Origin of the sequence: Cellulophaga sp. L1A9, assembly GCF_009797025.1 — a bacterium.
GTDB lineage: Bacteria > Bacteroidota > Bacteroidia > Flavobacteriales > Flavobacteriaceae > Cellulophaga.
The window spans coordinates 2,724,094-2,746,998 of sequence record NZ_CP047027.1 but is presented as its reverse complement, the minus strand read 5'-3'; the positions used below and the strand labels follow the sequence as shown (position 1 = coordinate 2,746,998).

Here is a 22,905-nt window from a genome sequence, read left to right as displayed (position 1 = left end):
TATTTTTGTATAAACAGAAAAGGATACATTTCAAATGGGAGATATAAAGATTGCACCTTCACTTTTAGCTGCGGATTTCGGCAACTTACAACGCGATGTAGAAATGATTAACAATAGCAATGCAGATTGGCATCATATTGATATTATGGATGGTGTTTTTGTTCCTAATATTTCTTACGGTATGCCTGTTGTAAAAGCAATTGCTAAATATGCTACAAAACCCCTTGATGTACATTTGATGATTGTAGACCCTGACCGCTACATTAAAACCTTTGCAGCACTCGGCGCTACGAACTTATCTGTACACTATGAAGCTTGCACGCATCTACACCGCACACTACAGGCTATTAAAGCCGAAGGTATGAAAGCGGGTGTGGCCTTAAACCCACATACCAATATTATGCTCCTTGAAGATACCATCAAAGATATTGATGTCGTTTGCATAATGAGTGTAAATCCTGGTTTTGGCGGACAGTCTTTTATTGAAAATACCTATGATAAAATTAGAGCTTTAAAAGCTTTGATAGACCGTAAAGGAGCCAAAACACTTATTGAAATTGACGGCGGTGTAACCGATAAAAATGCAAAAGCTTTAAAAGATGCTGGAGCAGATGTACTAGTGGCTGGTAGTTTTATTTTTAACAGCAAAGACCCTATAAAAACAATTCAAGAATTAAAAGATATTGCAGGATAATGAATAAATTTGATGTTATTATTGTTGGTGGAGGTCCTATAGGAATAGCCTGTGGGTTAGAAGCTAAAAAAAAAGGCCTTAGTTATTTAATTATCGAAAAAGGACCTATTGTAAATTCGCTTTTCCACTACCCTAGCAATATGCAATTTTTCTCATCCTCAGAAAAATTAGAGATAGACGAAATCCCTTTTATCAGTAAAGAGCCAAAACCAAAACGAGATGAGGCACTAGAATATTATCGAAGAATTGTAACCAGCAATCATCTTAACATTCAACTTTTCGAAAAAGTTGAAAATGTGGTAAAAACTGATACCTACTTTGAGGTTACCACCAACAAGAAAAGTTATTCTGCAAAAAACGTTGTTATTGCCACAGGCTTTTATGATTTACCAAATACCTTAAACATTCCGGGAGAACAATTAGAAAAAGTAAAGCATTATTATGACAATCCTCATTATTACGCACAGCAAAAAGTAGCTGTAATTGGCGCTAGTAATTCTGCCATAGATGCGGCCTTGGAATGCTATAGAAAAGGTGCTGAAGTAACCTTAATTATTAGAGGTACAGAAGTGGGGCAACGCGTAAAATATTGGGTTCGCCCAGATATTATAAATCGCCTTGAAGAAGGCAGTATTTCTGTATTTTACAATGCTACTCTTAAAGAGATAAAACATAACGAAGTAGTAATTAACACTCCTGAAGGAGTTAAAACCATTGAAAACGATTTTGTTTTAGCACTTACTGGCTACAAACCTAATTTTGAATTTCTTGAAAATCTTGGTGTTGCTTTATCTAACGATGAAAAAAGATTGCCAAATTACGATCAAGAGACCATGGAGACTAATGTTCCTAATTTATACCTAGCCGGTGTTATTTGCGGCGGTATGGAAACACATAAATGGTTTATAGAAAATTCTAGAGTTCATGCTAAAATGATTATGGATTCTATTTTAAAAAAATAAAAACCACTAACTCATTACAAATCACGGAATTCAGGGAGTGACCCAATAAAAAAAGTCAGTAGTTTTATCGTCTTTAAAAATTGAAGGTATTGATTTCAATTTTTGATAGTAACCCTCAATTATGCATTCAAATTATCAAGGTTTCACTGGCCAATCTCTATTTTTATTTTTTAGTCTATTATTTTTAAATGCTGCGATAGGTATATCTCAGGGAAAAAATAAAGACACTTCTAATATAGCACCGCTGGTCTATTTTGGATGGGCGCAGCGAACAACACCTAAATCCCTTGACCCTTATTATAAGGAATTAAAAACGGCAGAATATGGTATACAACGGTTTTCAATTATAGACCAATTATTAGATTTTCATATTAGAAAAACAAATACAGATTCTGTTGTTCACTATGCCAATTTATATTTAAAGGAGGTAAACAACTGGAGTCAGACCCCCAAAATAAAAAAAAGATATTCTTCTAAAGCCAATTATTATCTAGGGAAAGGTAATTTAATGAATGGCTTGTATGATAATGCCATAAAATGGTTTTTACAGGGACTAAAAGAGGCAGAAGAAACTAATTATACAGAGTTTAAATACAAGCACAAACTTGGACTAGCGAGAAGTTATATTTCACAAGGAAATATAGATAAAGGGATTAGCCTATTAGAAAAATCACTTTCGGAATTTACTCCTGAATTTCCTTCTTTAAAAACACAAAATTTCATTTTACTGGGTAAAGCATATCGGTTTAATGAAAACTACACGCAAGCCCAGAGGTATTACGACGAAGCATCTAAATTATCTAAAACTTTAGACGATGAAGAAACACTGCTTACCATTCGTTTAGAAATTGCCAAATTAAAAGAAGCTCAAAATGATTTTAAAGGAGCATTCCCTGAGTACGAAACCACGAGAAATGAAGCAAAAGAAAAGGGTTTTGACGCTATTTATTTTGAAGGTTCTCTTTTAATATCTCGTTTATATTACAAACAAGGATTTTACGACATTGCAGTTTTAGGTTTAACCACGGCATACATTAATGCAATAGATAGCGACAATCTGCAGTTTCAAAGAGAGTCTTTAATTCTTCAATCGCGTTGTTTTCAAGAACAGGGTGATTTTGAAAACGCTTATGCTTCCATGACGCAACTTTTTAGCGTTATTGGTGAGATTAATGAAAGGCAACAAAAAGCAATCATTAAAGAATTAGAAGTGCAATATGAAACCATAGAAAAAGAGAAAGAAATAAACACCCTAGAAGAAGATAAGCTTTTAAAAGAGGCAGAATTAAGTCGCCAAAAAACAATCAAAAATGCCTTTTTAATTGGATTTTTAATTATTCTAATTCCGATTATCGCATTACTGTTCGTGTATTATCAAAAATTACAAACCCAGAGTGAGCTTTCTAAAAAGCAAGAAGAAATAAATACGCAGAAAGTAAAATCATTAATCCAAGAGCAAGAATTAAATTTAATAAAAGCATCTGTTGAAGGGCAAGATGAAGAACGTAAACGTATTGCCCAAGAACTACATGATAGTATTGGTGGTAACCTCGCGGGTATAAAACTACAGCTCTCAAGTTTGGCAAAAGATTCTGATGCATTAAAAACAATTAATATTCAGATTGACGAAACCTATCAACTAGTACGCGATATATCACACACCTTAATTCCTAAAAAATTCAAACAAAATGTATTTACCGATTTGGTGCAAGAATTTGTAAATTCCATATCAAGGACCAATACAATTCAAGTAGCTTTTCACCCACATCCAAAAGAAAACATCAATAAAATTGATGAGAAAATACAGGTTGAGCTATTTAAAATTCTACAAGAGTTAATGACGAATACGTTAAAACATGCGAAAGCTAAAAATGTAGATATTCATTTAAATCTCATCGGGGACGAGTTATCTTTACTCTTCGAGGATAATGGAAAAGGATTTAATACGTTAGAAAAGGAAACGGGTATTGGTCTAAAAAATATTACCAGTAGAATTAAAAAATTAAAAGGAACTTTACATATTGATTCTTCTGAAAATAGGGGGACGGTAATTGCTTTAGAAATTCCTGATTTAAAAAAAACAGTACATGAACTATAATCTAATTATTGCCGACGACCATAAAATGTTTATTGATGGTTTAATCAGTATTCTAAATGAAGCTCCTGAATTTTCTGTGATTCTTACCGCTAAAAACGGGGCGCAAGTCGAAAAATATTTAAGTATCAATGGTGCTGAAAATATTCATTTGTTAATAACTGATTTAACGATGCCAGAAATGGGTGGTATTGAATTAAACAAAATAGTTAAAAGCAAATATCCTGCTTTAAAAACACTAGTGGTGAGTATGCATATTGATGGGATGATGATAGATAAACTCATCAAAAACAATGTAGATGGTTATGTCCCTAAAAATGCAGAAAAAGAAGAATTACTAACAGCTATTCGCAGTATTATCAAAGGCGATAAATATTTTTCTCCAGAAATAAAGAAAGCATACACTGATGCGATGTTTGAAAATAAAAAAATGGAAGAAATTTCATTGACTGATCGCGAGAAAGAAGTCCTTAAACTTATTGCTGAGGAAAATACAACTCAAGAAATTGCTGATAAATTATTCTTAAGCAAACATACCATTGAGAGTTATAGAAAAAATCTAATTTCAAAACTAAACGTAAAAAACCTTGCTGGCCTAACAAAGCATGCTTTAAAAATGGGCCTTTTAGATGAATAACATCTAATTTAAAAAACAATTTCTTGGCCTTATAAGTTAGGCATCCCTGAAAACAGGGGGTATCAATTTCACTTTTTTAGGTGTAAAAAAGAGAGTGCAATCGCTTGACCTTTGTATTGAACAAACAACAATACAATTATGAAGCACAAAATTATTTTAATCGCACTTACTACTTTATTTATTTCTTGCTCTAACGATAAGAAAACTTCTGAAACAGCTAAGCATGTAGCTATTATAAAATCTGACTTGCTCTTAACTAACAGTGCCGTAAAAGCATTTTCTGGTCAAAATAACACAGACACCTTAACCATCTTAATAAATGGAAAATCTCTTTTACAAAGCACCGCAACCTTAAAAGTTACGAATGATAAAGGAGAAGAATTACTATGTGATACCTTAGCCACAACACGATTATTAAACCCTGACTACCGAACTGCAAATTCTGCTTTAAAAGATGCTCAGATTAGAGAAACTGTTTCTAATTTATTTACCACAAACGAGTATTTAAAATATTTCAAACAAAAGGAAATAGCCAGTAATCAAATCAAGTAATTAACCGTCAACTTTATTCACTATGATCATCTACGGTACGCGTTCAGCACATTTACATTCCGTTCAAAAAGCAACCCCAGTTTGCCCTAATTGCGAAGAAAAAGGATCTTTATTGATTAGTATTTACAGGAAACATGCACATATTTTCTGGGTTCCAATTTTCCCTATGGGAAAGTCTGGCGTATCTCATTGTAAGAATTGCAAACAAGCATTACGCTCTAACGAAATGCCTGAACCGTTAAAAAAAGAATATCAAATAATTAAAAACGAAACTAAGGGCCCAATTTGGCAATTTTCTGGTGTATTCATCGCATTTTTCTTTTTAATCTTCGCAGGATTCACAAGTCAAAATAATAAAAAATTAGAACAAGAGTATTTGAATCAGCCTATGGCTGGAGACATTTATGAATACAAAATTGCCAATAAGCAGTTTTCTACTATGAAAGTAATTCAGGTAGATAGTGATAGTCTTTTTATTGCACTTAACGATTTTGAAATTAGTGAGGCATCTCGAATTTATAAAATAGACACTCCAGAGAATTATCCCAATGTTGTCTACGGGTATTCTAAAAAAGAAATTACAGCTATGTATACGAGCGGTAAAATCTTTGACATCAACAGAAATTAGCTTTAGTTACTTTAAGATATCACTTAAATTAGCAGGCAAACTATCTAAAACAGTTGAATCTGTCTTAATCGTTGCTGGAACAATCCCTTGTAGCGAATCTATAGGCACAGGTAATTGCGATAATATTTTTAGGGAATCCTGAATTCTTAAATTTTGGAGATATAAGGTATCTGCTTTAGCAAACTCAAAAGCTTCTTTAGCATTCATCTCTAAATAAGGCGGACAAGGGAAATGATCAAAATCATATTTAAAATTGGTAAGTATAGGTCTTTTCCAAGTGCTTAAATCTCTAAAAACAGAAGCTACCATAGGTAATGCTGTATTAGATCCAGACCCCATTCTTGTGGTTGAAAACTGCACTCGCTTATCATAGGTACCCACCCAAGCACCAATAACCAATTCTGGTGACGCTCCAATAAACCAACCATCTCCATTGTTTTGTGTCGTACCTGTCTTCCCAATTAAATTGTAAGGAATTCCGTAGCCCATTAAACGCACCCCCGTTCCACTAGTCACCACACCCTCCATCATTTTTTGCAATTGCTTAACATGAGTATACCCAGCTACGCGTCCTTGATATTCTGGTTTGGCCTCATATACAATAACGCCGTCTTCGTTTATAATTCGTTCTATAGTAAAAGGTTTTATCTTATTACCACCATTAGAAATGCTCGCGTAAGCAGTTGCCATTTCTAAAAGGCTAATATCTGCCGTCCCCAAAACAATAGAAGGAACTTCTGGAAGTGGTGCTTCAATACCCATTTTCTTCGCTTGCTCTAATACACGTTCTACCCCAACTTTTAGTTGTATGTTCACAGAAACTGTATTGACTGAATTTGCTAGCGCGCCATGCATACTATAACTCCCTCCATAGCCCCCAGAAGCGTTTCTAGGCTGCCAATCTTCGTATTCAGCATAAGTAACCAAGTTGTTATTATAATAACTACAAACGTCTTGCCCAACTTCTAAAGCGGCGAGATAGGTAATTGGTTTAAATGTTGAGCCTACTTGACGCGGGGTACGGATATTATCCGTCTGACTAAAACCATAATCAATTCCTCCAACATACCCCATAATTCTCCCAGAAGTAGTGCTCATGACAAATAAACTTGCATGCAATCTATTGATACTTTTTGCTATAGAATCTTCTAGAGACATCATCTTTTCTTCATAGCCCTTGCCTATCTCCCAATAGTTTCTTTTTTTCTTTTTATTTATAAAAGATGAGATTTCCTCCTCATTCTTTCCTTCCGCTTTTAATCTTTTTACTTCTTTAGTTTGATCTGTAATCTGTTGGAGCAAAGCTTCTTTACCACCCTCTATAGTTGCAGCATCCCAATATTGATCCATCAATTTTTGTAAACTTTCAATCTGACGGTTCAATGCTTTTTCAGCATATTCTTGAATTGATGTATTCAAAGTCGTATACACACTTAATCCATCCGCTTCTAAATCATAAATATGACCGTCTTCAGCAGGGTTTAACTCTGCCCATTGGGCAAATTCTTCTGCTACTAAATCTTTAAAATAAGATGAAAAAGCAGAGGTTTTCTTAGGCAATTGATAATCTAACACCAAAGGCTTCTTGGCCGCTTCCATTTCTAATTCAGTGATATAGCCATACTTTGCCATTTGACTTAATACTACATTTCTACGATTGGTTGCCCTTTCTGGGTTTATTCTAGGATTGTAGTAAGACGGCGCTTTCAATACCCCCACTAAAGTAGCACACTCTTCTAAGGATAGCTTTTCAGGAGGTTTATTAAAAAAACGATATGCTGCCTTTTCAATTCCATAAATATTTTCTCCGAAGGAAACTGTATTAAAATACAACAACAAAATTTCGTCTTTACTATAGATACTTTCTAAACGCTTAGCAATAAATAACTCTCTAATTTTATTTATTGGCGTTGAAAGGAAAAACTGCTTTTGCCTCCCGAATATATTTTTAGCTACCTGTTGTGTTACGGTACTTCCGCCACCAGCATTCTGCCCAAGCACTATTGATTTTACAAAAACACGACCATAACTTTTATAATCTATTCCGCCATGCGTATAAAAACGACTATCTTCTGTAGCAACCAAAGCTTCTTTTAAATGCTTAGAAATTTGAGTGCTATCTGCATTAGATCTATTTTGAAGAAAGTAGTATCCTATTGGCTCATTATTTGAAGCATAAATTGTAGAAGTAATAGGATTTTCTAGCTGCTTCAGATATTCCTTAGTTGGCAACTTCCCGAAAGCGCCAAAATAAATTAAAAGCAAAAAAACAAGTCCTAATAAAAACCCTAGTCCCATGAAATAAAAGAAGCTTTTAAAAGGATGTTTACGAGCAAACCTGAGCACTTTCTTAGCTTTTGCGGTTAGTGTATTTTTCAAGGATGTAATTTTTTCCATAGGCTTTGTTAGTAGCAACACTAAAAAAATTGAGCGCGCAAAATTAACTTTTTTTAATCATCTACATACAAATAGTCTAAAATACTATTGTTCATATGCTTACGACAATTAGAATACATGTGGAATTTACAAAAATAGAACAAGCAATAGCTTTTAAAACAAAAAAACCATTGTTTCGCAACAATGGTTTTTAGTGAATTACAAACTAAAATTAAGCTACTTGCTTAACATTATTTTCAGTGGTAATTAACTGATGAATAAGCAATTTCCATTTTTCAATTCTTTTAACCTCAAAATCTTCTGAATAATTAAGCGTTTCATCATAAAAATTAAGCTCAAAATGTTTGCCTGATTTAAGTGTTATTTTCAAGTCTAACTTCTCTAAATGAGAATCTTTTTTGTCTTTTACTTTAAAGAATTTTCTTTGTTCTAGAATTGTACACTCTTTAATAGCAGAAATAACCACCATACGCTCATACATCTCTTTTTCGGAGAATTTTAAAAACAATAGTTTTCGTTCATTTTCATCAATTCCAATATAAGAATTGCCCCAAAGCTCACTTTGAGAGATATTCAATTGGTTTTTTGCACTTACTGCTTGTGCCGCTTCTTTTACTTTTTTTGAAGTGGACTTACCTGATATGTTAAATAAAAAAAAGGGTATAAAAATTATGCCTACTAAAATTAGACACATGATTAAAACTGAAGTATCCATACTATATTATATTTTTAAAATGATATTATAAAAAAGCTATTAAATCGCTGTTATTACTACAGATTGATTTAATAAAGCCCATGAAAACACTAGTAAATGCCCAGTGCGTACTAGTGAAATAAAATCATTTAAAAATTATGGAAAAGAGTGAAAATGATACGCAATTCTATGGGTATCAAACTTAAGATCTATAAAACCACTTGAAGAAATGTATAGTAAAGCAATTTGATTCTTGCGAGCACATAAATATTGTATTGGATTTAAAGAAGAACCAAAAACTAAATTTACCGTGGTATCTGCATTTGAGGAAGTTGTATTTTCCCAAATAACATTAAGCCCATCAGCATTAATAGTAAACCTATCCTGTACTGCAGTTTGGTCAAGAATGATAGCTACATCTAAATTGTCATGCTTTGCCTCGATTTCAACAGCCGCAAAAGACCCTTGAAAACTGCTACACAACAGAATAAATAATAAACTTCTATACCACAACATCTTGCTCATCTAAAAAGATAAATTTAATGTACTTATTGCACCACAAAGGTACACTAATATTTAATCCACAATATTTTTTATAATTCATTTAACGAAACAATTATTCTTCTACATTTACGCGACTTTTTTTAGAAAAGATATTATTTTAATTCCTATATTAAATGAATGAACTTATAGTGTGTTTAGGCTTTTTTATTGCCGCCTATTCTGTTATTGCTAATGATGTTATACAAACACTGGGTACTTTTATTTCATCAAACAGTAAAACAAAATGGTGGTATCTATGGGCTTTTGCCGGTACCATATTAACAGTAACCTTATTTTTTGGCTGGTATTTTAATAATGGTGATGTCTCTTATGGTCGTCTTTCCCAAATACCACTCCCTGACCCCTTACCCTGGTGGTATCTTCTAGCACCACTAAGTTTATTAATTATTACTCGCTTTGGAATTCCTGTGAGTACCACTTTCATGATTTTAAGTGTATTCTCCTCCGGGCAATTAATTGAAAAAATGATTTTAAAATCTATTTTTGGGTATGTACTAGCCTTTGCAGCTGCATTAATACTATACCTGATTATTGCTAAGAAATTAGAATCCAAAGCCGCTATCCGATTAATGGATAAGAAAAAGCAAAAACCCTATTGGTTAGTTGCGCAATGGTTTTCTACTGGGTTTCTATGGTCGCAATGGTTAATTCAGGACTTTGCCAATATTTTTGTCTTCTTACCTCGACAATTAACTATTTCCGAATTGGGGATAGCCCTTATTGTTATTTTAAGCATCATGGCCTACATCTTTAATGTAAAAGGAGGAAACATACAAAAGATCGTAAATCAGAAATCTAACACACAGCATATCCGCTCTGCAACGATTATCGATGCTTGCTACGGGGTATTACTTTACCTATTTACTATTTTGAATGATGTTCCTATGAGTACCACTTGGACTTTCGTAGGTATTTTGGCAGGTAGAGAAATTGCCATAAAATATCTTTTAGAGAAAAAACAACTAAAGACAACCTATACCCTTATCATTAAAGATTTGGCAAAAGTGAATATAGGGCTTATGATAAGTATTTTGATTGCGTACTTAATTCAGTTTTTAAAAGCATAAATTATATTCATTGGTATTTACCGTTTTTAAACTTTAATACTTGATCTAGATTTGTAATCTTTTTTTCTTCAATGCAATCACCATTTGAAGCTTCTTTTCTAGTTGTTGTTTTCACAGTGCTTTTTACTAAAATATCAAAATAGCCATTTGTTTTTGTTTCCTTAAGGATTAACACTTTTTCAACGCCACTTAGGTCTGCTTCGCATTCTGAGTTCACTTCGCCACCATAGCTCATCATTTCAAAATTTTTCAAAACCTGTTTTAGGGTATTATTTTCATCAAAATATAACGAAATTGTTTCATGACTGTACGGATTCGGATGTGAGTTATTGTAATAATAAACCCGGATACCGAATGCCCTAGTGTCTTCTGAAAGAAGATAAGGAGCCGTATCAATCTTTATTTCTGCCAATCTAACTGCATCTGAATACCACTCGTTCGTTAATGAACCTTCAAAATATCTGGATTTTATTTTCCCTGTATTAGTTTCTATAATTAAAATATGGCTATTAAGCTCAAAATAATCCTCATCTTCTTGGACAATTTCTGGTATAACAACGATAGTTTCTTCTGAATTATCAGGCTTTACCTTAGCTACAATTAGATCTGTTTTACATTCAGACAAGTCTAATTCTAGCTGATTTAATATTGTCTCTAAATGTGGTATTTCTTGAGAAGCAACAATTATAGAACAAAAGAAGGCTATAAATACAGTAAGCAGTTTTATACTATCCTTAAAAAAATGCATCCCTCTAAACATCTATTTCATATAAAATTTCCTATCATTAAGAACTTAAGATAGCTATATTTATGCTGATGTTGAGAATAATACGTCTAAATAATTAATAATGTAAACTAAAAAACAAACTGCGTTGATCCATCAAAGCTCCGCTTTGAAAATAAAAAGTCTCATAAAATATACGCAAGTAAACATTAAAACCATATTCAACATTTTCACGAATAAAGGATGAACTGCGTTGATCCCTTAAAGCTCCGCTTTGAAAATAAAAAGTCTCACAAAATATACGCAAGCAAGCTTGTATATTTTATGAGACTTTTTATTTATTCGTGACCGCGAAGGGATTCGAACCCCCAACCCTCAGAGCCGAAATCTGATATTCTATCCAGTTGAACTACGCAGCCGTTACTATTTTCTTTAAAAATTCTCTACCACTTCCGGTTTTGAAATACTTTTCTCTTTTTCACTTTCTAAAACATAAACATAGTACTTCATACTATACTTGATATTCCCTGCCTGCCGGCAGGCGGGTATCCAGTTGAACTACGCAGCCGTTACTATTTTCTTTAAAAATTCTCTACCACTTCCGGTTTTGAAATACTTTTCTCTTTTTCACTTTCTAAAACATAAACATAATACTTCATACCTATACTTGATATTCCCTGCCTGCCGGCAGGCGGGTATCCAGTTGAACTACGCAGCCGTTATTATTTTCTTTAAAAATTCTCTACCACTTCCGGTTTTGAAATACTTTTCTCTTTGTATAGCTTCTTTCCTTGTTTCAAATAGTTCAAAATAAACCAATCTCCAAGGAACAAAACCTTTAGTTGATTTAGTCTTTCCTGAATTATGTTCCTTAATCCGTTTATCCAAATCTGCAGTATGTCCTTTATACCACCTTTTATCTTTCTCACTCTCTAAAACATAAACATAGTACTTCATACCTATACTTGATATTCCCTGCCTGCCGGCAGGCGGGTATCCAGTTGAACTACGCAGCCGTTACTATTTTCTTACTATGCCAATTTCTTTTTTACAATCATAGAAATGGTTTTACCATCTGCTTGACCTGCAAGCGCTTTAGATACCATTCCCATAACTTTACCCATATCTTTCATACCATCTGCACCAGTAGTTTCAATAGTTTGCAATACAACTTTCTCTATTTCTTCTTCTGTTAATTGCTCTGGCAAGAACTTTTCTATAACTGCCACTTGTGCCAATTCCGGCTCCGCCAAGTCTTCTCTACCTTGTTCTATAAAAATTGCAGCACTATCCTTACGTTGCTTTACCAACTTCTGAATTAACTGAATTTCTGCCTCTTCTGTAATAGCTTCTCCTGAGCCATTATCTGTTTGCATCAATAACAACGCAGATTTTATTGCTCTTAACGACTCTAAAGCTACTTTATCTTTAGCTTTCATCGCTGTTTTAATCTCGGTCATTACCTGATCCTGTAAGCTCATAACATTTTATTTTAGCGGCACGAAGATAAAAAAATAAACCCAAAAATACAGTGTATTTCTGGGTTTATACTATTCTAAAAACAATGTTTAATCTACATTATCATGTAAAAAAGAATTGTTAGTTCTTATTTGAATATCATCATTACTATCTTCACTTAATGATGTTCTAGAAATTTTGTTTTCTCTATTTACTTCATTCAAATGAACTCCCTGACGTTTGTACGCTGGGTGTTTTTCAATTTCATCAATATGCTTAGCATTATTGTTTTGAAATTTGTAATTGAAATCTTTTAACTTACGTTTTCTTTCTTCAGATCTACTTCTAAGAAGTTCCTCTAAAGGCATATCCATAGGGTCTACATGAGCAGCTTCTTCTACATGCTTAGTTTCCTTCTCAACCGTTTTTTGCTCAAAACGCATTTCTTCTTCTAAAACTTTAGGCTCCACTTTTTCTGCTTTAGACTTCGCTTCATTAAGTTTTCCCTCTAGCTCCATATAATCATCAAGACTATAGCGCTTTTCACCATCTTTATTATATTCTACTACTGGAATAACTTCGATAGGATCTTTTACATCCATATCTCTTACTTCATCATCCAAAGAAAACATCACGACGTTATCTTTCTTATTTTCTTTCATTTTTTCTGCCTCAGGGCCATCAAAACTGAAAAGAAATTGATCGTCTTCAATTTTTACTGAAGAAACAGTAATCGGATCGATAACTTCAAAATTATCTATCTGTGTTTTTGAATCTACGATAATGAAATCATCCCCTACATTTTCAGCTATTACTTCATCGTAGAATACATTAAAGTTCTTGATATAGCTAGAAGTCGGAATTAAATCCATCTCTGGCTTATCTTCCTCTAAAATATGTTTTACAATTTTAGGCTCTTCTTTTACTACCTCTTTTACTTTTTCCTCTTCTTCGACCAACTGAAAGACTACATTCTCCGAACCCATTAACAATTGCTCTGCCTTTTGGCTATCTTCAAGTGTATGGATTATTTTTTTAGATTCTGTATTTACAATAGTATCTTGCTGGTCTATATTAAAACCCGTAGCGATCACGGTTACAGCAATAGCTTCCCCCAGTGTTTCATCTTCACCAACACCCATAATGATGTTTGCACTATGGCCTGCTTCGCTTTGTATATGATCGTTGATCTCCCCTATTTCATCAATAGTGATTTCTTTAGTACCAGAAACGATTAATAATAACACATTTTTAGCTCCAGAAATTTTATTATCATTCAATAACGGCGAATCTAAGGCGCTCATAATAGCTTCATTTGCTCTGTTTGAACCTGATGAAGTTGAAGATCCCATGATTGCTGTACCACTATTAGATAGTACTGTTTTAGCATCACGTAAATCGATGTTTTGTGTATAGTGATGTGTTATAACTTCTGCAATACCTCTAGCAGCTGTAGCTAAAACTTCATCTGCTTTTGAGAAACCTGCTTTAAAGCCTAAATTTCCATAAACTTCTCTTAGTTTGTTATTATTGATAACGATTAGAGAATCTACATTGTTACGTAACTTTTCAATCCCTGCTTGTGCTTGCTTGGTTCTCATTTGACCTTCAAACTGAAAAGGAATTGTAACAATACCAACCGTAAGGATATCCAGTTCCTTAGCTTGCTTTGCTATCATTGGTGCCGCACCTGTTCCAGTACCACCGCCCATTCCTGCAGTAATGAAAACCATTTTAGTGTTGGTACCCAACATATTTTTTATTTCTTCCATGCTCTCAATAGCAGACTGCTCCCCAACTTCTGGGTTTGCACCAGCACCAAGACCTTCAGTTAAGGAAACCCCTAATTGAATTTTGTTGGGTACTGTACTATTATCAAGCGCTTGGGAATCTGTATTACAGATAATAAAATCAACGCCATTTATTCCCGCCAAATACATGTGGTTAATTGCGTTACTTCCGCCACCACCTACCCCGATGACTTTTATTACATTACTTTGATTTTTGGGCAAATCAAAGGAAATACTTCCAAATTCGTTACTGTTACTCATACGTTCTGTATTACTGGTTATACTGTGTTCTTCGTGCTTTTTTATTCCGCGTTATCCAAAAAGTCTTTTAACTTATCTGACCATTTGTCAAATATAGATTTACGTTCTCTATGGATTTCCGGTTGTACTACTGTAGTTTCTCCATCAGTAGTATCATCATTCATTTCATTTTCTGGCAATTGACTTTGCAGTTCTTCCTCCTCAGCCTCAATTGCCTCACTCTTAGCTTTTGTTTTCAATGCATTCATTAAAAGCCCAACTGCTGTTGCATATAATGGACTCGCAATTTCCTCATCAGAATCACCAGCTAAGTGTTCGTTTGGATACCCAATTCTGGTATCCATACCTGTAATATATTCTACCAATTGCTTTAAATGTTTTAACTGGCTTCCACCACCCGTTAATACAATCCCTGCAATTAATTTTTTCTTCTGCTCGTCATGACCATAATTCTTAATCTCAACATATACTTGTTCTACAATTTCCACAACTCTTGCATGAATAATCTTAGATAAGTTTTTAAGCGTTATTTCCTTTGGTTCTCTCCCACGTAATCCTGGTATCGAAACAATCTCATTTTCTTTATTCTCGCCAGGCCATGCAGAACCAAATTTTATTTTCAATAATTCTGCTTGCTTTTCGATAATAGAGCAGCCTTCTTTGATATCTTCCGTAATAACATTTCCCCCAAATGGGATTACTGCCGTATGGCGAATAATACCATCTTTGAAAATAGCCAAATCTGTTGTACCTCCTCCTATATCAATTAAAGCTACACCTGCTTCTTTTTCTTCTTGACTCAATACCGCATTAGCTGATGCCAATGGCTCCAATGTAATGCTCCCTAAATCTAAGCCTGCACTCTTAATACAGCGTCCTACATTTTTTATTGAGGACACTTGACCTACAACTACATGAAAATTAGCTTCTAAACGAGCGCCATACATTCCCATTGGTTCTTTTATCTCTGCCTGACCATCAATTTTATATTCTTGTGGTAACACATGGATAATTTCTTCACCAGGAAGCATGATCAGTTTATATACTTGATTACATAACTTATCTACATCATCCTCATTGATAACCTGTTCAGAATCATCCCTGGTTATATAATCGCTATGCTGTAAGCTACGGATATGCTGACCTGCGATACCTACAACTACAGAACCAATTTTTAATCCTGAATTAGATTCTGCTTGCTCTACAGCCTGCTGAATAGATTGTATCGTTTGCGTAATATTATTAACAACACCTCTATGCACACCAAGACTTTTAGATTTTCCAATCCCTAAAATCTCAATCTTCCCATATTCATTCTCCTTACCAATAATGGCAACTATTTTAGTAGTTCCAATATCTAAACCAACTGAATATTTACCTTGTTCCATATCTTAAATTTTGGTGCACACTACTTGATTATTATACTCTAAGCTCACTAAACTATATTGCGCAAGCGAATTATCTTTTTTCCCTTTTTTATAAAAAGCTCTAAATTTGTTAAACTTCTGACTTAACTCCTCTGCTTTTCCAAGGTTTACTACAAAACTTTCTGTTCTAAATTTTAACTGATATTTTCGGTTATTTAATACCTGAATACCTATTACATTTTTATGCAAAAAATCATCTCCATTGATATAGTCTAATATAAAATGTACTTCTTTTAAACTATCGTCGGTAATGTTTCCTGTAATAACAGGTACCCTCGCGGAATGATTTCTAGATAGCGGCATACGCTTTCCTTCATCATCCAGATAATATATTGTACCACTTTCCACACGACCAATGGGGTTACGTTGAGCGATTTTTGTCGTCAATTTTCCATTTACCGTGAGGTATACTTGTGCCTTTTTAACCATTTCATTGGCCTCAATGGCCTTTTCCATGTTATTCAAAACTAAATTTTCTTTAGGTACCATATCAAACCCTTGGAAACTTTGTATTAACAATTTATTAACCATGCCCGTAGTCACGTATAAATTATTCTCATCTGTGAACATTACATCCAGTTCTGAAATTGGTTTTTTGCTATGTCTATTATTAGAAAATGCAAAAAGCCCTGTTACCGTGAGCAATAAGATTATTGCCTTTACAATGTTCCAATTAATTTTCATTTGCTATAGCTTTTTGAATTTTCACAACTTCTAAACCTATATCACCAGCACCCATAACTATTAATACTTCCGGAGCTTGTTTCTGTATCTCTGTAATTAATTCTGTTTTCTTTATTACTTTTTTATTCTGACACGTTATCTTTTGCAACAACCATTCCGATGTAATACCCGTTATTGGCTTTTCTCTCGCCGGATAAATATCCAACAACAAAACATTTGCAAATTTCGACAAACTTTTAGCAAAATCATCAGCAAAATCCCTCGTTCTTGAAAATAAATGTGGTTGAAAAACCGCCAATACTTTTTTATTCGGATGCATTTCTGTAACCGCCTCAAATACAGCATTTATCTCGGTCGGATGATGCGCATAATCATCAATAAACACAAAATTACCATTCTTTATTCTATAGGAAAAACGACGCTTAACCCCTTTAAAACTTTCTAAGGCTGGAAATAATTTTTCTGGCTTTGCATTTGCCTCTAAGGCCATCCCTAAAGCTACAATAGCGTTTAACAAATTGTGTCTCCCTGGTTTCTTAAAACGTATCCCTTTGTATAAAACTGTAGGCGTTTGAAGATCAAAAACATAAACACCATTAACTATAGCTACATTTTTCGCACAATAATCAGCATCATCTTCAATACCATACGTAATACCCTCAATAGGCAATCCTTTTCTAATAAATAATTTACCACCTACTTTTAATCGAGCAGCAAATTCTCTAAAAGACTTCTCTAATTCTTCTCCTGTGCCGTATATATCTAAATGATCTGCATCCATAGACGTAATACAAGCTATATCTGGCGATAATCGTAAAAATGAACGATCAAATTCATCTGCCTCTACCACCGAAAATTCAGCTCCTTGAAAATAAAAATTACTCCCAAAATCTTCAGAGATCCCTCCTAAAAAAGCGGTCATTGGCAATTGCGCTTCTTTTAAAATATGCGCTAAAATACTAGAGGTTGTTGTCTTACCATGTGTACCCGCTACTGCCAAACAAAAAGTCTCATTGGTTACTAGACCCAAAACTTCTGAACGTTTCTTTATTTCAAATTTATGATCAATAAAATAATTTAATTCTGAATGATCTTGAGGAACCGCAGGCGTATACACAATTAAACAAGTCTCCTTATCTAAAAAATTAGGCGCTATTAAGGTCACATCATCTTCATAATGAACAGCCATACCTGCCGCTTCCAATTCTAAGGTAAGCGGTGAAGCCGTTTTATCATAACCACCCACAATCTTACCTAAATACACAAAATACCTAGCTAAGGCCGACATTCCTATGCCGCCTATCCCTAAAAAATATACGCTATGTATCTGATTCATGTTCATAATTATTACCCAAGTTACCTTAAGGCCTATTTTATTTTTTTAATAATTTTTCAATTTCATCTACAATATCACTTGTAGCATTTGGCATCGCCATCTTTTTACTATTTACACTCAACTCCTTTTGTTTTTCTTCGTCTTTGAAAAGGACGGAAAAAATACTTTCAAATTGTGAAGCCAAATCACTTTCTCTAACCATCAAAGCAGCATCTTTCTCTACTAAAGCCATGGCATTTTTAGTTTGATGATCTTCTGCTACATTCGGCGAAGGAATATAGATGACTGGTTTCCCAACAATACACAATTCAGACACCGAACCTGCTCCTGCTCTACTAATCACAAAATTAGCTGCCGCATATGCAAAATCCATTCTATTTAAAAAATCAAATACTTTTACGCTATCTGATTGATATTTTTTATACTCTTCATAATACAACTTACCACATTGCCATACCAATTGTATTCCTAATTCTTCAAAGAATCTTAATTCCTTTTCAATAAGCTGATTTATTCTTCTTGCTCCCAAGCTCCCTCCTAGGACGACTAAGGTTGGTTTAGACTCCTCTAATCCAAAGAAAGCCAATGCTTCTTTCTGCGTTGCTGCCATAGTTACCAAATCTTCTCGAACAGGGTTTCCTGTTTTTACAATTTTATCTGCTGGAAAAAATTTTTCCATGCCATCATAGGCTACACATATTTTCCTAGACTTCTCTGCCAATAGTTTATTGGTAATTCCTGCAAAAGAATTCTGTTCTTGCAATACACAAGGCACTCCTTTTCCTGAGGCTCTTTTTAAAAGCGGTCCACTTGCAAAGCCACCTGTTCCAATGACAACATCTGGCTTAAATTTTTCAACTATGCCACCAGCTTTTACCAGACTACTAATTAACTTAAAAGGAAACATTAAATTCCTAAAAGTCAATTTGCGTTGTAACCCAGAAATCCATAGACCTTCTATTTTGTACCCCGCATTAGGCACTTTTTCCATTTCCATTCTATCTTTTGCACCCACAAATAAAAACTCAGCACTAGGGTGCCTGCGCTTTAATTCATTCGCGATTGCCACTGCCGGATATATATGTCCGCCTGTGCCACCTCCAGATAGTATAAATTTATAATTGCCCACTCAATACTTCTAAAGGGTTCGTATCATCTATTTCTGCACTACTTGATTCTTCAATCGTTTCCTTATTACTCGCACTTAATATAATACCTATAGCCAAACACGTCATCCAAGTAGAGGTTCCTCCACTACTAATAAGCGGTAATGTTTGCCCTGTTACAGGAAACAATTCTACAGCCACAGCCATATTTATAAATGCCTGAAAAACGATAGGCAATCCTACACCAACGACTAATAACTTTCCGAAAATTGTTGTATTTCCATTAGCAACTACCACAATTCTAAAAAGCAATAACAGGTAGAAAAAAACCAAAACCATTCCTCCTACAAGCCCATATTCTTCCACAATAATGGCAAAAATAAAATCGGAAGAACTTTGTGGTAAAAAATTCTTTTGAATACTCTTACCAGCACCTTTACCTATTATTCCTCCAGTAGCAATAGCAATCTTTGCTTTTTCAATTTGATAATCAGCATCACTATCTTCGTCATTTGCAAAATTTTCTATTCTATTTTGCCATGTGTTTACACGGTTAGGAAATAAATCTGGAGCCGCTTTAGCGACTAAGATAAAAAGGGTTAATGTTAAAATACCACTCCCTATAATCCCTAATAAGTACTTAATAGGATATCCTCCTAAAAAACACAGGACCATTACCATAAAAAAGATAATTGCCGCGGTTGAAAAGTTGGCCGGCAATATTAATATTAACACCAAAAAAACCGGCAACCATAAAGGCAAAATACTTTCCTTAAAGCCAATTGTCTTATCTTTTATTTTCGTCAAATAACGCGCTACATAAGCCATCAAGACCACAGCGGCTAAATTTGATGTTTGAAACGTAAAACCTACTAGCGGCAAACGAATCCATCTACTTGCATTTGCTCCTCCTATAGTTGTTCCCTGCGCCAAGGTATATACCAATAGCAATAAAACGATAGGCATTGCAATTAACGAAAGTCCTTTAAAGAAGTGCGTCGGAATTTTATGTACACCATAAATAATTCCGAAACCTAATGCCAATAAAAGACCATGTTTAAATAAAAAGCTTAACGTAGTACCTGTACCATTCCCAACAACGTATACCAGATTACTGCTTGCGCTGTAAACTGGTAAAAAAGAAAACAAGGCAAGTAAGGCTACTATAGCCCAAATTGCTTTATCTCCGCTTATTTTGTTGAAAAATTCCATCTGTTATTATAAGTTTTTTACTGCTGCTTTAAATTGATTTCCACGATCTTCATAATTATCAAAAAGATCAAAACTTGCACATGCTGGCGACAACAAAACAGTGTCACCTCTTTCCGCCATTTTATAGGCAATTTTTACGGTTTCCGACATATCATAGGCTTCTACAATAAGGTCTACCACATTACCAAAAGCTTCAATTATTTTTGTATTGTCTTTTCCAAGACAGATAATTGCTTTTACCTTTTCACGAACTAAAGGCATCAATGATTTGTAATCATTACCCTTATCTACACCACCAACGATCCAAACTGTTGGAGTTCTCACACTATCTAAAGCATAATAGGTTGCATTTACATTCGTAGCTTTAGAATCATTAATGTATTCTACATGATGAATCTTTAATACCTTTTCTAAACGGTGTTCAGCACCTTGAAAATTGGCTACACTGTTACGAATAGTTTCTTTTCTAATACCAATAAGTTTTGACGCTGTAGAAGCTGCCATTGTGTTTTTAAGATTGTGTTTTCCTTCTAAGGATAAAGAATCTGTTTTCATTTTCAGTGTGTCGTTGTTAGTTGTAATCGTTATGTCTTCGTTTGTACTAAATGCGCCTTCTTCTATCGTTCTCTCAATGGAATAGGGCATTAATTTTGCTTTAACAGGGTGTTTTTCTAACCAATCCGTTAAGTCTTTATCATCCGCATCATAAATGAAATAATCATCTTCTGTCTGGTTTTCTGCAATTCTAAATTTTGATGCGATATAGTTTTCATACTTATACTCATACCGATCTAAATGATCTGGCGATATATTGGTAAGAATTGCTATATGCGGCTTGAAATCTACAATACCATCTAATTGAAAGCTACTGATTTCCAATACGTAATATTCAAAATCATTTTCCGCCACCATTTTCGCATAGCTATCGCCAATATTACCTGCCATTCCCACATGCAAGCCTTCACTTTTTAAAAGATGATTAACTAACATTGTCGTGGTAGTTTTCCCGTTGCTACCTGTAATTCCAATAATTTTTGCATCCGTATATTTATATGCAAATTCTATTTCCGATATCACAGGAACGCCTTTCTCTTTTAATTTCTGAATCAACGCAATCTTATCAGGAATACCTGGACTTTTCATAACCACATCTGCATTCAGAATTTTTTCTTCTGTATGCTGCTGGTCTTCCCATTCAATTTCAAAATGCTCAAGAACTTTTCTATAGTTATCTTTAATTGTCCCTTTATCAGAAACAAAAACTTCATATCCTTTTTTCTTCCCCAAAATGGCGGTTCCTACGCCACTTTCTCCTCCACCAAGAATTACCAGTCGCTGCATCTTATCGCACTTTTAAGGTTACCACAGTGATTACCGCAAGTAAAATTCCAACAATCCAGAAGCGCGTCACAATTTTACTCTCGTGATACCCTTTCTTTTGATAATGGTGGTGCAATGGAGCCATGAGAAAAACACGCTTTCCTTCTCCAAATTTCTTTTTAGTGTATTTAAAATACCCCACCTGTAACATCACAGAGATAGATTCTGCGAAGAAGATTCCACATAAAACAGGAATCAATAATTCTTTACGGATGATAATTGCAATTACGGCAATTACTCCTCCAATCGTTAAACTGCCTGTATCTCCCATAAATACTTGAGCAGGGAATGCATTGTACCATAAAAACCCAACCAAAGCACCCACAAATGCAGCAACAAATACCACGAGTTCACCTGCTCTAGGAATAAACATAATGTCGAGATAATTGGAGAATATAATATTCCCTGAAATCCACGTAAAAATCCCTAAGGTGAGGACAATAATAGCCGATGAACCTGCGGCTAAACCATCAATACCATCTGTTAGATTGGCTCCGTTTGATACTGCCGTTACAATAATAATGACTACAGGAATAAATATTAACCAAGCATATTCTTTAGCACCATCACCCATCCAACCAATGAACGACGTATAATCTAACTCGTTATTCTTAAAGAAAGGAACGGTAGTTCTTACGGATTTGACTTCTGCACCTGCCACTTTTTCTAATGTGTATGCTGTTGTAATCACACTCTGACTACGTTCTTTCATAGTCACTTCTGGATGGAAGTACAGTGTAGTCCCTACAATTAGCCCCAAAACAACTTGCCCTAAAATTTTGAATTTTCCTTGTAAGCCCTCCTTATCTTTTTTAAATATTTTAATATAATCATCTATAAAACCTATGATTCCCATCCAAATAGTAGTAACTATCAAAAGAATGACATAAATATTATCAAGCTTAGCAAATAATAGTACCGGAATTAAAGTAGCTAAAATGATAATTAAGCCACCCATTGTAGGCGTACCTGCTTTTTGCTTTTGCCCATCTAAACCTAAATCACGAACAGTCTCTCCTATTTGCTTTTTTTGAAGAAAAAGAATTATTTTTTTACCATACACCGTTGCAATCAAAAGCGAAGTTAATACCGCTAATGCTGCCCTAAAAGTGATAAACTGAAACAGTCCAGCACCTGGTATTTGGTAATTTTTTTCTAAAAATTCAAACAAATAGTATAACATACTCTAATTTGTGTCTTTTTGGTTTACAATTACTATACTAGTAATTCTAGTTGT

21 protein-coding genes and 1 tRNA gene are annotated in these 22,905 nt (G+C 34.3%); 7 read left to right on the top strand and 15 right to left on the bottom strand.

The window, feature by feature from the left end; translation table 11 throughout:
* The first annotated feature begins 34 nt into the window (after positions 1-34).
* The 6 genes from rpe (at position 35) to GQR94_RS11920 (ending at position 5,568) form a co-directional block, all read left to right on the top strand.
* Entirely contained in the window at positions 35-694 is a 660-nt protein-coding gene (rpe, locus tag GQR94_RS11945) for a ribulose-phosphate 3-epimerase (RefSeq protein ID WP_158975718.1), read from the top strand.
* Positions 694-1,656 (top strand): YpdA family putative bacillithiol disulfide reductase, encoded by a 963-nt coding sequence (locus GQR94_RS11940; RefSeq protein WP_158975717.1) that lies wholly within the window; start codon positions 694-696, stop codon positions 1,654-1,656. The genes rpe and GQR94_RS11940 overlap by 1 nt, the downstream gene beginning before the upstream one ends.
* 121 nt (positions 1,657-1,777) lie before the next feature.
* Positions 1,778-3,754, top strand: a complete 1,977-nt coding sequence (locus tag GQR94_RS11935; protein WP_158975716.1) for an ATP-binding protein — start codon at positions 1,778-1,780, stop codon at positions 3,752-3,754.
* Positions 3,744-4,388: a response regulator transcription factor gene (locus tag GQR94_RS11930; RefSeq protein ID WP_158975715.1), complete on the top strand. Its 645-nt coding sequence runs from the start codon at positions 3,744-3,746 to the stop codon at positions 4,386-4,388. Before GQR94_RS11935 ends, GQR94_RS11930 begins: the two co-directional genes overlap by 11 nt.
* A gap of 138 nt (positions 4,389-4,526) precedes the next feature.
* A complete protein-coding gene (locus GQR94_RS11925) occupies positions 4,527-4,940 on the top strand; it encodes a hypothetical protein (RefSeq protein ID WP_158975714.1) in 414 nt (137 codons plus the stop codon).
* A 22-nt stretch (positions 4,941-4,962) separates the two neighbouring features.
* Positions 4,963-5,568: a zinc-ribbon domain-containing protein gene (locus tag GQR94_RS11920; RefSeq protein WP_158975713.1), complete on the top strand. Its 606-nt coding sequence runs from the start codon at positions 4,963-4,965 to the stop codon at positions 5,566-5,568.
* Positions 5,569-5,574: 6 nt separating this feature from the next.
* Here the strand turns inward: GQR94_RS11920 and GQR94_RS11915 are convergent, their stop codons facing one another.
* From GQR94_RS11915 to GQR94_RS11905, 3 genes are all read right to left on the bottom strand, one after another.
* Positions 5,575-7,965: a transglycosylase domain-containing protein gene (locus GQR94_RS11915; protein ID WP_158975712.1), complete on the bottom strand. Its 2,391-nt coding sequence runs from the start codon at positions 7,963-7,965 to the stop codon at positions 5,575-5,577.
* Positions 7,966-8,176: 211 nt separating this feature from the next.
* A complete protein-coding gene (locus GQR94_RS11910; RefSeq protein ID WP_158975711.1) occupies positions 8,177-8,680 on the bottom strand; it encodes a hypothetical protein in 504 nt (167 codons plus the stop codon).
* A 135-nt stretch (positions 8,681-8,815) separates the two neighbouring features.
* Complete coding sequence (locus GQR94_RS11905; RefSeq protein ID WP_158975710.1) at positions 8,816-9,184, bottom strand: hypothetical protein; 369 nt, start codon at positions 9,182-9,184, stop codon at positions 8,816-8,818.
* Between the two features lie 152 nt (positions 9,185-9,336).
* On the opposite strand from GQR94_RS11905, the gene GQR94_RS11900 reads away from it, so the two are divergent.
* Positions 9,337-10,290, top strand: a complete 954-nt coding sequence (locus GQR94_RS11900) for a hypothetical protein (RefSeq protein ID WP_158975709.1) — start codon at positions 9,337-9,339, stop codon at positions 10,288-10,290.
* 7 nt (positions 10,291-10,297) lie between these two features.
* Here the strand turns inward: GQR94_RS11900 and GQR94_RS11895 are convergent, their stop codons facing one another.
* From GQR94_RS11895 to mraY, 12 genes are all read right to left on the bottom strand, one after another.
* Positions 10,298-11,038 (bottom strand): hypothetical protein, encoded by a 741-nt coding sequence (locus GQR94_RS11895; protein ID WP_158975708.1) that lies wholly within the window; start codon positions 11,036-11,038, stop codon positions 10,298-10,300.
* 321 nt (positions 11,039-11,359) lie between these two features.
* Positions 11,360-11,433, bottom strand: a tRNA-Arg gene (locus GQR94_RS11890).
* Between the two features lie 289 nt (positions 11,434-11,722).
* The gene (locus tag GQR94_RS11885) at positions 11,723-11,971 is read right to left on the bottom strand and encodes a GIY-YIG nuclease family protein (protein WP_158975707.1); all 249 of its coding nucleotides are present in this window, start codon (positions 11,969-11,971) and stop codon (positions 11,723-11,725) included.
* Between the two features lie 74 nt (positions 11,972-12,045).
* A complete protein-coding gene (locus tag GQR94_RS11880; protein ID WP_158975706.1) occupies positions 12,046-12,495 on the bottom strand; it encodes a GatB/YqeY domain-containing protein in 450 nt (149 codons plus the stop codon).
* 87 nt (positions 12,496-12,582) lie between these two features.
* Positions 12,583-14,523: a cell division protein FtsZ gene (ftsZ, locus tag GQR94_RS11875; protein WP_158975705.1), complete on the bottom strand. Its 1,941-nt coding sequence runs from the start codon at positions 14,521-14,523 to the stop codon at positions 12,583-12,585.
* Positions 14,524-14,564: 41 nt separating this feature from the next.
* Positions 14,565-15,911, bottom strand: coding sequence for a cell division protein FtsA (gene ftsA, locus GQR94_RS11870; protein WP_158975704.1), 1,347 nt, complete (start codon positions 15,909-15,911; stop codon positions 14,565-14,567).
* A gap of 3 nt (positions 15,912-15,914) precedes the next feature.
* Positions 15,915-16,634, bottom strand: coding sequence for a cell division protein FtsQ/DivIB (locus GQR94_RS11865; protein WP_158975703.1), 720 nt, complete (start codon positions 16,632-16,634; stop codon positions 15,915-15,917).
* Positions 16,624-17,976 (bottom strand): UDP-N-acetylmuramate--L-alanine ligase, encoded by a 1,353-nt coding sequence (gene murC / locus GQR94_RS11860; protein WP_158975702.1) that lies wholly within the window; start codon positions 17,974-17,976, stop codon positions 16,624-16,626. Before murC ends, GQR94_RS11865 begins: the two co-directional genes overlap by 11 nt.
* A gap of 31 nt (positions 17,977-18,007) precedes the next feature.
* Positions 18,008-19,099 carry an undecaprenyldiphospho-muramoylpentapeptide beta-N-acetylglucosaminyltransferase gene (gene murG, locus GQR94_RS11855; protein ID WP_158975701.1) on the bottom strand — a complete coding sequence of 364 codons (1,092 nt, stop codon included), beginning with the start codon at positions 19,097-19,099 and terminating at the stop codon, positions 18,008-18,010.
* Positions 19,086-20,288: an FtsW/RodA/SpoVE family cell cycle protein gene (locus tag GQR94_RS11850; RefSeq protein WP_158975700.1), complete on the bottom strand. Its 1,203-nt coding sequence runs from the start codon at positions 20,286-20,288 to the stop codon at positions 19,086-19,088. The genes murG and GQR94_RS11850 overlap by 14 nt, the downstream gene beginning before the upstream one ends.
* 6 nt (positions 20,289-20,294) lie before the next feature.
* Positions 20,295-21,629: a UDP-N-acetylmuramoyl-L-alanine--D-glutamate ligase gene (gene murD / locus GQR94_RS11845; RefSeq protein ID WP_158975699.1), complete on the bottom strand. Its 1,335-nt coding sequence runs from the start codon at positions 21,627-21,629 to the stop codon at positions 20,295-20,297.
* A gap of 1 nt (position 21,630) precedes the next feature.
* Positions 21,631-22,851: a phospho-N-acetylmuramoyl-pentapeptide-transferase gene (gene mraY / locus GQR94_RS11840; RefSeq protein ID WP_158975698.1), complete on the bottom strand. Its 1,221-nt coding sequence runs from the start codon at positions 22,849-22,851 to the stop codon at positions 21,631-21,633.
* Positions 22,852-22,905: the final 54 nt, after the last annotated feature.